The sequence below is a fragment of the Nocardia sp. NPDC001965 genome, from assembly GCF_053594175.1.
This window is the reverse complement of sequence record NZ_JBSFDZ010000026.1, coordinates 321-12,060: the sequence shown is the minus strand read 5'-3', so window position 1 is coordinate 12,060 and position 11,740 is coordinate 321. Positions and strand designations below refer to the sequence as shown.

The window sequence follows — 11,740 nt, the reverse complement described above, 5'->3', positions numbered from 1 at the left end:
GCGACTGTGACCATCCTCGGAATCGGCTTGGACCTGGTGACCATCTCCGAGTTCGCCGAACAACTGGACCGTGCCGGAACGACCATGCTCAGGGAGAGTTTCACCGCCGGTGAACGGCGGTACTGCCAGAGCAAGGCCACCGATCCGGCCCGCAGTTACGCGGCGCGGTGGGCGGCGAAGGAGGCCGTGCTCAAAGCCTGGGCCTCCTCCCGGTTCGCCCGCCGCCCGCAGATCGGGGACAACCCGTATCCACTGATCGAGGTCGTCAACGACGCCTGGGGCCGGCCGAGCATCAAATTGCACGGCCTGGCCGCGGAGTTCCTGCCGCGGGTGCGGGTGCATCTGTCGCTGACCCACGACGGTGATACGGCGGCCGCGATGGTGGTGCTGGAGGACCCGGGCGAGCTCGCCGATCTGATCGAGGGACGCGCGCCGGAGAACTGACGAACGTCCCGGAACGGGCGGCGGATTCGAATATCGCCGGTCCCGTCGGACAGTAGCTCACCCAGAACGCTCGGCCGTGCCCGGCACGGCCGAGCGTTCGCCGTCGCCCACCCGGACCGCGCGGTTGTCGGGTGCTCCGGCCGTATCTCCCGCGGGCTGCCGGCCGGTCGGTGAGAGCGGTCGGCCGGTGGACGATCCGGGACGCGAGCGGGTCTGTCCCCGGCAGGGCTCACAAACCCTCGGGGCGCCCGGACAGCCAGTGCGCGTACCGGTGCGCGAGCGTGTCACGTTCGGCGGTGGTGGGTAGCAGGACATCCGCGCCGCCGTCGTAGGGATGGTGGATCCGCGCCAGGGACAGATCGGTGATCATGACCCCTGCGGTTTCGTCGTCGGCCACGGCTCGCAGAAGATCGTCAACGATGCCTGGTCGCCAGGGGAACCGGCTGATGAAAAGGTGTGTATAGGAGACGAACTCGGTCCCGATCCCGGTCGGGTCATCGCAGATCGATGTCCAGTAACGGGCGCCGGGATGCCATTGTGCGTGGTTGTCGGGCCGGGCGCCGGGCCGGGGTCGGTCGGACCAGTCGCAGGTGATGAGATGGACCTCTTGTCCGGTGAACAACTCGTCCGAGATCGTGTTGTACCGGTCGAGCACGATGCCGTACTCGTCGGCAGTGTCGGGATAGCGCTTCGACCCGGGCAGGCTGTGGAACCGCACCCAGTGATCCCGATAGGCGTGCTTCAGCTCATGGGCCAACGGGGGACAGTGCGGCCGGTGCCGTTGCCAGAGCGCTGACAAGTCGTCACTCATCCGGTCAAGATATTCGCGGGCCGGGTGCGCCGAACATCGATTTCTGCCGGGGTCGCGAACCGGGCTGCGCCGGTCCGGCCTCCGGGCGGCTCGTATCCCGCGGGAGTGGGTCAGCGCTGGCTGGCGGTGCGGGATTCCTTCTCCGCGACGAGGAGATAGGCGACCATGAGTCGTTTGAGCTCGGCGACCGCGTCGGCGTGACTCTGTTCGTCCTGCACCGAGAAATTCATCATCGAATACACCACGTGCACCAGCACCTCGGCCATCATGGTGCGCCGGGCGCGCGGAGTTCGCGGCGTGAGCGGCCGCAGCATCTGCGAGACGACCTCGGCGAACTCTTTCTCGTGGATGGCGCCGGTCGCCCGGGTGGACGGGGTGGACTGCATGGCCAGCCACACCTCCCGCCGGGACGGATCGGTCATCCACAGACTGGCCAGATGGTCGACGAACTGGTTCATATGCCGCAACCAGTCCAGGGACGGGATCTCGCCGTGGAAATCGGCCAGTTCCTGCGATACCGCCACCAGATCCTGCCGGTTGAGTTCGCAGACGATCACGTATTTGTTGGCGAAGAACTGGTAGAGGGTGCCGATGGGCACTTCCGCCCGGGCCGCGACCTCTTCGCAGGTGAACGATTCGAAACCGACTTCCACCAGCAGTTCGCGCGATGCCTGCAGGAGCGCGTCGAACTTGCGCTTACTGCGTTCCTGGGTCGGACGCCGGCGCGGCATCAGCTCCTGCGGGTCGTCCTGAAGTTCCAGCGCAGGGTCCGGACGCCGTTTGGCCCTGGCCTCCGTCCGTACGTTCACCTGTCCCAGGCTAGCGGTTGGGGGAAACCCGTGGTGCAGAGTATGTAACTGTGACGGCGAGTCTGTCATGTCTCACCATGGATATACCGCCGATCCGGGCAGCGCAACACTTCGCGCGGGTGTGCCCGGACCGAACGGGATCGCGGTCACTGCCGGGTGCGTCGCCGGAACAGGTATACCGCGGTGAGATATGACACCACGGCGATGGTGCCCCACCAAGCGAATGCCAGGAGCGGGCTGTCGCCGAGGGGAGTGCCGACCAGGAGTCCGCGCAGAGTTTCGATCACCGGGGTCACCGGCTGGTGTTCGGCGAACCCCCGCAGCCAGCTCGGCATGGTCTCCGGCGGAACGAACGCGCTGCTGATATAGGGAATGAACATCGCGAAGATGGTGAATCCGTTGGCGGCCTCCGGGCTACTGGCGACCAGTCCGAAGCAGGCCGACATCCAGGACAGCGCCAGCACCACCAGGGCGAGCACCCCGGCCGCGGCGAGCCAGCGCAAGGGGTCGGCGGTGGGCCGGAAACCGATGGCCAGCGCGACGCCGATCACGACCGCGGTGGCCGCCGTATTGCGTAGGAGGCTTTCGGTGATGTGGCCGGTGAGGAACGCGGAGCGGCTGATGGCCATGGTGCGGAAGCGGTCGACGATGCCCTCGGTGATATCGACGGAGACGCCGACCGCGGTGGTCGAGGCGCCGAAACTGGCGCACAGCAGGATGATCCCGGGCACCACGTAGTCGACGAAGGTGCTGTCGCCGACGTTCATCGCGCCACCGAAGACGTAGACGAACATCAGCAGGATCATGATCGGTAGGGCGAGCGTGCTGATCAGCGAATCCGGGCTGCGCAGGGTGTGGCGGATATTGCGGGCGGTCATGGTGGACGCGTCCTGGACGGAATGGGCGAGTGTGGTCACGTGCGTGACTTTCTGTGCGGGCGGATCAGGAGGCGGCGGGCAGCGGTTCGGCGGGCCGGCTGGTGAGGGCGAAGTACACATCGTCGAGGTCCGGTGTGTGCACGCTGAGTTGTTCGACGGTGAGGCCGAGCTCGGTGAACTCGTCGAGCAGGTGTTTGAGGTGAGCGACGGAGCCGTCGGACGGTATCTGCAGGGTGAGTTCGTTCGGATCGGTCTCCGGGTGTCCGGTGGCCCGGGCCGCGGCGGCCAGGTCCGCACGATCGCCGAATCGGAAGAGGATATGACCACCGGGGGTCAGGCGTTTGAGTTCGGTCGGTGAGCCGTCCGCGACGATCCGGCCGTCGTGCAGGACCGCGATGCGATCGGCCAGTTGATCGGCTTCCTCCAGGTACTGGGTGGTGAGGAAGACGGTGACCCCGTCGGTCACCAGTTCCCGGATCACCGACCACAGTTCCCGACGGCTGCGCGGGTCGAGCCCGGTGGTGGGCTCGTCCAGGAAGACCACCTCCGGGCGTCCCATCAGGCTCATCGCCAGATCGAGACGGCGGCCCATTCCGCCGGAATAGGTGTCGGCGGGACGGTTCGCCGCGGCGGCCAGATCGAAGCGTTCGAGCAGTTCGGTGGTGCGGCGCCGGGTTTCCGCTCTGCCCAGATGCAGCAGTCGGCCGACCATGTGCAGGTTCTCGGTACCGGTGAGCACCTTGTCGAGGGCGGAGTACTGGCCGGTGACCCCTATCGCGGCGCGTACCCGGTCGGCTTCGCCGATCACATCGTGCCCGGCGACGCGGGCGGTGCCGGTGTCCGGGTCGGTCAGGGTCGCGAGGATGCGCACCATCGTGGTTTTGCCGGCGCCGTTCGGGCCGAGCAGGGAGAAGACCGATCCGCGGGCGATCTCGAGGTCGATATCGGTGAGTACGCGGTGTTCGCCGAAGGCTTTGCCGAGGCCGGTGAGGGAGAGGGCGGGTGGGGCGGTCATCGTGGGCTCCGTTTCCACTGACTGTGTGCCACATAAACTGTATATGACATATATTCTGTTTATAGAGTACACAGTTGGAGCCGGGGCGCAAGACCCCCGCGGAAGCAGGTGATATAGGAATGGAGGCGGGACCGTGGCACCGTGCCCGGGCTACCTGGTGAGCGATCAGAACGGAGAGGTCGATAACGATGTCGAGCGCAGCCGACTCGGGGCCGGATCAGCAGTCGCGATCGGCCGGGCCCCGGGAACCCGATCCGGTCGCGGCCCGGCCCGGCGGCGGCGAACCGCCGTTACCGAAATCGATCGAGCTGATGTGGGGGCTGGCGCCCGCCGGCACTCGCGGGCCCCGCCGTGGCCTGAGCCTGGACCAGATCGTCGATACCGCGATCGAACTGGCCGACGAAAGCGGATTCGCCGCGCTCTCGATGAACAAGGTCGCCGAGCGGCTCGGATTCACCGCCATGTCCCTCTACCGCTATGTCGACAGCAAGGCGACCCTCCTGGAGATCGCGTTCGACCGAGTGGTCGGCACGCCGCCGCCCATCGTCGCGGGTACCCCGTGGCGCGATGCGCTGCAGCAGTGGGCGCAGGAGGAGTACCGGTTGATCAGCCGGCATCCGGGCTGGCTCGGCGCGCCGATGAGCGCCCCACCGCTGGGCCCCAACAATATGGCTTGGCTGGAGACAGGCCTGGCCGCGCTGGGGCAGACCCGCCTACCCGAGTCGACGAAACTGCAACTGGTGATGAACCTTTCGCTCTACGTGATCGGCCGGGCCCGGCTGGCGGCGGAGATCCGGCCGGGCGACGAGGAATCCGAAGGCGACTGGGCGATCATCGATCGGGTGCTCGATCCGGACCGCTTTCCCGCGCTCACCGCGGCCGTGCGCGCCCAGGCATTCGAGCAGGATCAGGAATCGTGGGGAGATCTGTTCTTCGACAACGGCCTGACATTCCTGCTCGACGGCTACGAGCGGTTGATCGCGTCCTACGAGTGACCCGCCGGGCCACCGCCGCCCGGTATCCGCGGAACGTCATCGGTGCGGGGCGCGTGGTTCCGCGCCCGTTGTGTTCCCGGTATCGGGAGGCGGTCGGACGAGTCCGTGTCGCGAACTGAGAAAGTGAGCGAAAGTAACTGCAATTCAAGATAACTGAGAGTGCAGGTAGCTCGACCATGGTTTCGCGCTCCGCCGCCCACGATTCCACGCGACCGCTCGGTCGCACCGGAATTACCGCGCAGATCCGTCCGGTATCGAACCTTTCCGACGCGGATTCCTGGCATGTGTGCACCTTCCAGCTGCGGCGCGATCTCAGCGAACACGCCGACATTCTGCGGAGAATCAGACAGTTACGGGCGAGAATCCTGTACGACAACGGTCGCCGCCCCGATTTCCGTGAGTCCGGCGGGGGGTTCGCCGACAACGAGGATCTCGATTACGACGCGTGGCACTTCCTCGTCGGCGCCGAACCCGGCGGGCCGATATCGGGATACGTGCGCCTGTGCACACCGGCCGCCGGGCATCTGTTCCACGCGCGGACGTATCTGGGTGAATCCGATTACGCGAATATGCTCGCCGGCCAGGGATTCGACCCGGCAACCACTTTCGAGCACAGCAGGCTCGTGGTCGAGCACCGCAGCCGAAAGCTGGGCCTGGGGATCTTCCTCAACGCGCTGGCCATCGGCGCGGCCCGACACCTGGGCGCGCATGCCATGGTCGGCACCTCCGGTACGAAGGACGGACAGGATCGCTTCCACGAGCGATTCGGATTCCGCAGAATCGAGGGCACCCGCCGCTACGTCGACAATTACACCGAGGACGTGGTGGTCATGGCGGCGCGAACCGCCGCCGGCGCCGACGAATACGAGGATCTGGTGCGCAGACTGGCCGACCGGTTCCCGGCATTCGTGACCACGGATCCACCGGTGTGGGACGAGACCCACGACCCGGTCCCGTCCGGCCCGGCGATCGCGATTCCGGCCGACAACGCCGACCGCGATACCTGGCAGCCGGTGCTGTTCGCGCCGGCCGACCCGGACAGTCGAGCGGAATTGGCCGCACTGCTGGATTCGGGACAGGTGCATTCCGTTCACGACACGATACGGAGCCAGCTGGCCGATCTGATCCGCAGCCGCGAACCGGGACGGCGATTCACCCCGGCGCAGCTGAACGCCGGGATCGTCGAACAACTCGACGGTGCCGATATCTCCGACTACGGCACCTGGGCCTGGTATCCATGGTCCGGGAAACTGGTGCATATTCTGCCGCGCAGGGAATTCCGGCTGATGCGCACCGACCGTAACCGGGAGAAGATCACTCGGTCGGACCAGCGGCGGCTGCTCGATCGGCGAATCGGCATCGTCGGCCTGTCGGTGGGGAACAGCGCGGCACTCACACTCGCTCTAGAAGGAGTGGGCGGCGCCTACCGGCTGGCCGATTTCGACGAATTCGAACTGTCCAACCTCAACCGGCTGCGGGCCGGAGTAGCCGCCGTCGGCGTGAACAAGGCGATCATCACGGCGCGGCAGATGTTCGAGATCGACCCGTACCTGGATATCGAGATCTTCACCGCCGGCCTCACCGACGGGAATCTCGCCGAATTCTTCGACGGCGGTTCCGGACCCGTCGACCTGCTGGTGGAGGAGTGCGATACCGCCTACGTCAAAGTGGCCGCCCGGGAGCAGGCGCGTGCGCGCCGACTGCCGGTGGTGATGGATTGCAACGATCGGGGCATGCTCGATATCGAACGGTTCGACCTCGAACCGAGCCGGCCGCTGTTGCACGGCCGGCTCGGTGACCTCGGATCCGCCGATATCCGCGATGCGACCGGGGCACAGGAAGTAGAGCTGATCCTCACGATGGTCGACGTCGCGAACGCCAGTCCCGCCATCACCGAATCGCTGGATCGGATAGGCCACACCCTGAGCAGCTGGCCGCAGCTGGCCTCCGGTGTGACCCTCGGTGGGGCACTCGTCACCGACGCCGCCCGGCGGATCCTGCTGGATCAGCCCTGCGGATCCGGTCGCTACTACATAGACCTGGACGAACAACTGGCGCCGGCGCGCAACACCGCGCCGAGATAGAGCGGCGGAGTATCACCCGGGCCGAGCCCGGGTGATACTCGCTCATACCGAGAGATCGCGGCGCAGTTTGGCGACGTGCCCGGTCGCGCGCACGTTGTACTGTGCCACTTCGATTCTGCCCTCGGCGTCGACGAGGAAGGTCGAACGGATGACGCCGGTCACCTTCTTGCCGTACATCGTCTTCTCGCCGAACGCGCCCCACGCGGTGAGTACCGCGCGGTCGGGATCGGACAGCAGCGGGAAGTTGAGCTTCTCCGCGTCCCGGAACTTGGCCAACTTCGCCGGTTTGTCGGGGGAGATGCCGATCACCTCGAGACCGGCCGAATTCAGCTCGCCGAGGCTGTCCCGGAAATCGCAGGCCTGTTTCGTGCACCCGGGCGTGCTCGCGGCGGGGTAGAAGTACACCACGACCTTGCGGCCGCGGTAATCGGCGAGCGATACCTCGTTGCCGTCGGCGTCGGGGAGGGTGAAATCGGGTGCCGGGTCGCCGGGGGAGAGTCGCTGGTTGTCGGTCACCTCGCTACCGTAATCGACCGCCGCCGCTCCCGGACGCGTACCGGTCCCGGTGATCCGGCCGGTAGCGAGGGCGCGCGGATATCTTCGGCGGCGCGTCACATCGGGCGGATCGCGGGCAGGACGACCGGGTAGCGAGAGTGGTGTGCGCGGATACACTCGAGCCCGGACCCTGGCCGATCCGCGGACGACCGCGGCCCAGGGGTGATCATCGGCCGCCGGTGGACGCGGCAGACCAGTTACAGGAGGCGTGAAGGTGGCAAAGGATACCGAGCGGATCGAGCAGGAGATCGAGGCCGCGCGGGAGCGGTTGGCCGGCACTCTGGACGAGATCGCCGTGCGGGCCGATCCGCAGCGGATCGCCGAGGGCACCAAACAGTTGGCGCTGGCCAAGGTCAACGAGCCGAAGGTGAAATACACCCTGATCGGTGTGGGTGTCCTGGCGGTGGGTGCGCTGCTGTTCAAGATCCTGCGCTGATCCGGGTAGCTGCCCGGAATACAGAACACCCGGTGACAGAACCTCTGTCACCGGGTGTTCGTGCGCAGTAGCCGTGGATCAGACGGTGGGGCAAGCGAACCCGTCGCCGTCGGGATCCAGGTGGGGGCCGAAACCGGGCTCACCGCGGAAAATCGGCGCCCGGCCCGCGGCGCGTGCTTCGTCACAGTTCTTGAAGGCACCGCCGGCCGAACCGGTCTGCGTCAGCTGGGCCGAACCGGTCGCGCCCAGCACGGCGTCGGCCGCGGAGGAACCGGTACCTGCCAGGGAGGGCAGCGGAAGTCCGATCGGGCCGGCGCTCGCAGCAGGAGCGGCCAGAAGAGTCAGCCCCGCGGCGGCGGCGCTGACATAGAGCTGGCGTACGTTCATGAATTCCTCTATGTCTGCTGGGGAGTGGATCTACGTTCGACAAGAGAACGCGCGGCTTCCACTGTTGTGAGGGCCGGGTCGATTGTCAACTCGTATGGCCTGGATAAGACAGGAGAAAATGGGCACCGGGTTGGGTACTCCCCGGATGCTGTGACGCACCACGACGCAGTGGCGAAGTTCCCGCGCAGTACGGGGAGGTTTCGCCGGAGACAACACATTGTGATAGGGATGCATGCTATGTCCGAGGCTCGTACTCTGCTGCTGTTACTCGACCCCTCCCGGGCCGGCCGGAGTAAGCGATAGGTCGGGGAAAGCAGTTGTTGCGAATCAAGGACAGCGATGTCGCGGGTGACTCGTCCGTGCCACCGCCCCCGGCGGCCGCGGCCCGCTCGGCCGATTACCGGCTGGATCTGGACGGCCTGCGCGGGATAGCGATCGCACTCGTCGTCGCCTTCCACGTCTGGTACGGCAAGGTTTCCGGCGGTGTCGACATCTTCCTGGTGCTGTCGGGCTTCTTCTACACCGGCATGCTGTTGCGTCAGGCGGAACGGACCGGCGCGGTGGGACTGCGGCAGACGGCGGTGCGGACCGCGCGGCGCCTGCTTCCCGCGCTGATGGTGGTGCTGGCGCTGGTGGCAGTGGTCACCGTGCTGTACCGGCCGTATTCGACCTGGGCCAATATGTCCGGTCAGACGATCGCCACCGCCTTCTACTACCAGAACTGGTACCTCGCGCAGGCGTCGGAAAGCTATCTGGCCGCGGACCCCTCGGTGAGCCCGCTGCAGCATATGTGGTCGATGGCCGTACAAGGCCAGTTCTATCTCGCCGTCGCGGTGTTGCTGGCGGTGGTCACCTGGGTGTGCGCGCGCCTGCGCCGGACTCAGGCGGTCCGTCCGACGATCGCGGTCCTCGCCCTGGTGCTGGGTACCGGCTCGTTCGTCTACGCCGCTGTAGGGATGACCACATCGCAGGAATGGACCTACTACGACAGCGGCGCCCGCGCCTGGGAGCTGCTGACCGGTGCGCTGCTGGCCGCGGTGCTCCCGTGGGTTCGTGTCGTCGGGGGCCGGGTCGCGCGGGTCGTGCTGACCGGGCTCGCGTCCGCCGGACTCCTCGCGGTTTTCGTCTGCGGTGTTCTCTTCGACGGCGCCCGCCAGTTCCCGGGACCGGCCGCGCTGTTCCCGGTGGGTGCGGCGGTGGCGCTGATCGTCGCCGGTATCCGGACCGAGAGCGGCTGGCGCTCGGTGGTGTCCCGGTTGCTCGCCTCCCGCCCGATGGTCGAACTGGGGTCGGTCGCCTACTCCCTGTACCTCTGGCACTGGCCGCTGCTCATCTACTACCTGGTGCAGACCGGGAAACCGCATGCCGGTCTCGGCGGGGGACTGATGGTCATCGCCGTATCGCTGGCGCTGGCGGTGCTGACCAACAAGTTCGTCGAGGAGCCGTTGCGCCTGCGGTCCGGGCGCACGATCGTGGCACCGTCCTGGCAGCGCCGTATTCCGGCCGTCGCGGTGAGCGTGGTCGGGCTGCTGGTCCTCGGATCGTGTATCTCGTGGCAGGTAGTGGTGGCGCGCACACCGTCGGAGCCGGTGGAAGCGCTGCCGGTGAACGAATACCCGGGTGCGGAGGCGCTGTTCGCCGGAGCGGCGGTCCCGGTGGCGAAGCTGCGGCCGTCCATTCTGGAGGCGTCGAACGATCTGCCGGCGCCGACCCGCGACGGGTGTATTTCCGACTGGTTCAACAAAGAGATCGTGACCTGCACCTACGGTGATCCGAACGGGTCGCGCACGATCGCGATGGTCGGCAACTCCCATGCCGAGCACTGGATGCCCGCCATGGATGCCCTCGCCCAGGTGCACGACATCAAGGTCGTGGTCTATCTGAAGATGGGCTGTTCGCTGAACATCCGCGACGACGCGCAGTACCGGGGTCTGGATATCTCCGATTGCCGCGATTGGTCCCGGCAGGTGATCGATCTGCTCGCCTCGGACCCACCGGACTGGATCTTCACCACCGCTACCGCGCCCATCTGGCCGAGCGGGGGCGATATGGTGCCGGCCGAATATCTCGATGTGTGGGCGGCACTGTCCGAACGGAACCTGAATGTGCTGGCCATTCGGGACACGCCCTGGTTGCGCAGCCCCACCGGTGTCCGCTACAGCGCGGTGGACTGTCTGGCGGCCGGTGGTGACAGCGCGACCTGCGGGATGCCGCGGGCCACCGCGCTGGCGGCCGTCAATCCCGCGCTGGCGCATGCGGCGGCATTCCCGAATATGCGCCTGCTGGATCTCACCGATTCGGTGTGCGGGCCCGAGGTCTGCCGGGTGGTGGAGGGGAATGTCCTCGTCTACCACGACGAGCACCATCTCAGCGCCAGCTACGCGCGGACCCTGGCTCCCGAACTGGAACGGCAGATCGGAGCGGCCACCGGCTGGTGGTGATCGTTACCGGACCGGCGGGGTGCCGATCCGCCCGCCGGTCCGCAGCCGCAGCGGCCCACGTGACCGTCACGGTCACGTGGGCCGCTGTCGTTCGTGGAGGTGCCGGTTCACCACGGGGTGACCGGCGGCTTCACCCAGAGCAGTTTTTCGTCGGTGTGCGCTCGCGCGGCCGCCGGATGACCGGGCCGCCGCGCCGCCCAGTGGGCCTTCTCGTCCAGCAGCTGTGCCACCGAATGCCAGGTCTCCTCGGTGCTGGGCGGATTGGCGCCCGCCGCGCGCGCCAGCTTGCGCCGCGCAGCGGCCGGCATATCGAGAAGTTCGGAACCCGAGATATCCCGGTCCCACAGATATCCGGCCAGCTGCCGCGCCTTGGCGGCCCGACCGGCCTCCGCTGCCGGGGAATGCGCGTAATCGGCCATGAGCAAGTGTAGAAGATCCTCGGAAAGCACTACCCGGAGAACAGTATTCATCCCGCGGCTCCGGCTGCGGACAGTGGAGCCGGAGACGGGAAATGCGCGGTGCCGCCCGGATCGGACGGCACCGCGCACCCACCTCATTGTGGTCCCCGCCGATGCGGCGGGTCTCCGCGACCGTGCGTCGTTGCGCGGCGCGGACGATCAGCAGGGCTTCGCGGTCATCGACCGGGACAACGCTGTCCCGGTCCCGGATGCCCGGGACCCCTCATCGCGGTCTCGTCATCCGGGTGACCCCCTGGCGCGCCATTGCGCCACCCTGCCGATCCTGGAGTTGTATTGCCGGCGTCTGGAGACCAGACCAGTCCAGAGCCTGGAGCCTGGAGCCTGGAGCCTGGAGCCTGGAGCCTGGAGCCTGGAGCCTGGAGCCTGGAGCCTGGAGCCTGGAGCCTGGAGCCTGGAGCCTGGAGCC

General features: G+C 67.1%; 12 protein-coding genes. 5 read left to right on the top strand and 7 right to left on the bottom strand.

Annotation, left to right across the window (positions count from 1 at the left end):
• Positions 1 to 6 precede the first annotated feature (6 nt).
• On the top strand, positions 7 to 444 hold the full coding sequence (acpS, locus tag ACWCPQ_RS26975; protein ID WP_449903827.1) for a holo-ACP synthase AcpS: 438 nt from the start codon (positions 7 to 9) through the stop codon (positions 442 to 444).
• A 229-nt stretch (positions 445 to 673) separates the two neighbouring features.
• Here acpS and ACWCPQ_RS26970 read toward each other — a convergent pair whose 3' ends face one another.
• From ACWCPQ_RS26970 to ACWCPQ_RS26955, 4 genes are all read right to left on the bottom strand, one after another.
• Positions 674 to 1,255: a DUF3885 domain-containing protein gene (locus ACWCPQ_RS26970; protein WP_449903825.1), complete on the bottom strand. Its 582-nt coding sequence runs from the start codon at positions 1,253 to 1,255 to the stop codon at positions 674 to 676.
• A gap of 110 nt (positions 1,256 to 1,365) precedes the next feature.
• Entirely contained in the window at positions 1,366 to 1,986 is a 621-nt protein-coding gene (locus ACWCPQ_RS26965; RefSeq protein WP_328398787.1) for a TetR/AcrR family transcriptional regulator, read from the bottom strand.
• Between the two features lie 224 nt (positions 1,987 to 2,210).
• Positions 2,211 to 2,942, bottom strand: a complete 732-nt coding sequence (locus ACWCPQ_RS26960; protein WP_449903994.1) for an ABC transporter permease — start codon at positions 2,940 to 2,942, stop codon at positions 2,211 to 2,213.
• A gap of 64 nt (positions 2,943 to 3,006) precedes the next feature.
• The gene (locus ACWCPQ_RS26955; protein WP_449903822.1) at positions 3,007 to 3,957 is read right to left on the bottom strand and encodes an ATP-binding cassette domain-containing protein; all 951 of its coding nucleotides are present in this window, start codon (positions 3,955 to 3,957) and stop codon (positions 3,007 to 3,009) included.
• Between the two features lie 188 nt (positions 3,958 to 4,145).
• On the opposite strand from ACWCPQ_RS26955, the gene ACWCPQ_RS26950 reads away from it, so the two are divergent.
• Positions 4,146 to 4,952 (top strand): TetR/AcrR family transcriptional regulator, encoded by an 807-nt coding sequence (locus ACWCPQ_RS26950; protein WP_449903819.1) that lies wholly within the window; start codon positions 4,146 to 4,148, stop codon positions 4,950 to 4,952.
• A 176-nt stretch (positions 4,953 to 5,128) separates the two neighbouring features.
• Positions 5,129 to 7,036, top strand: coding sequence for a ThiF family adenylyltransferase (locus ACWCPQ_RS26945; protein ID WP_449903817.1), 1,908 nt, complete (start codon positions 5,129 to 5,131; stop codon positions 7,034 to 7,036).
• Positions 7,037 to 7,078: 42 nt separating this feature from the next.
• Here the strand turns inward: ACWCPQ_RS26945 and bcp are convergent, their stop codons facing one another.
• Positions 7,079 to 7,552: a thioredoxin-dependent thiol peroxidase gene (bcp, locus tag ACWCPQ_RS26940; RefSeq protein ID WP_449903814.1), complete on the bottom strand. Its 474-nt coding sequence runs from the start codon at positions 7,550 to 7,552 to the stop codon at positions 7,079 to 7,081.
• A gap of 253 nt (positions 7,553 to 7,805) precedes the next feature.
• Between bcp and ACWCPQ_RS26935 the strand changes: the two genes are divergently transcribed.
• Complete coding sequence (locus ACWCPQ_RS26935; RefSeq protein WP_058855232.1) at positions 7,806 to 8,027, top strand: DUF3618 domain-containing protein; 222 nt, start codon at positions 7,806 to 7,808, stop codon at positions 8,025 to 8,027.
• A 78-nt stretch (positions 8,028 to 8,105) separates the two neighbouring features.
• On the opposite strand, the gene ACWCPQ_RS26930 is transcribed toward ACWCPQ_RS26935, so the two are convergent.
• The gene (locus ACWCPQ_RS26930; protein ID WP_449903811.1) at positions 8,106 to 8,414 is read right to left on the bottom strand and encodes an excalibur calcium-binding domain-containing protein; all 309 of its coding nucleotides are present in this window, start codon (positions 8,412 to 8,414) and stop codon (positions 8,106 to 8,108) included.
• A gap of 317 nt (positions 8,415 to 8,731) precedes the next feature.
• Between ACWCPQ_RS26930 and ACWCPQ_RS26925 the strand changes: the two genes are divergently transcribed.
• The gene (locus ACWCPQ_RS26925; protein WP_449903808.1) at positions 8,732 to 10,855 is read left to right on the top strand and encodes an acyltransferase family protein; all 2,124 of its coding nucleotides are present in this window, start codon (positions 8,732 to 8,734) and stop codon (positions 10,853 to 10,855) included.
• A 107-nt stretch (positions 10,856 to 10,962) separates the two neighbouring features.
• Here ACWCPQ_RS26925 and ACWCPQ_RS26920 read toward each other — a convergent pair whose 3' ends face one another.
• On the bottom strand, positions 10,963 to 11,274 hold the full coding sequence (locus ACWCPQ_RS26920) for a hypothetical protein (RefSeq protein WP_449903805.1): 312 nt from the start codon (positions 11,272 to 11,274) through the stop codon (positions 10,963 to 10,965).
• Positions 11,275 to 11,740: the final 466 nt, after the last annotated feature.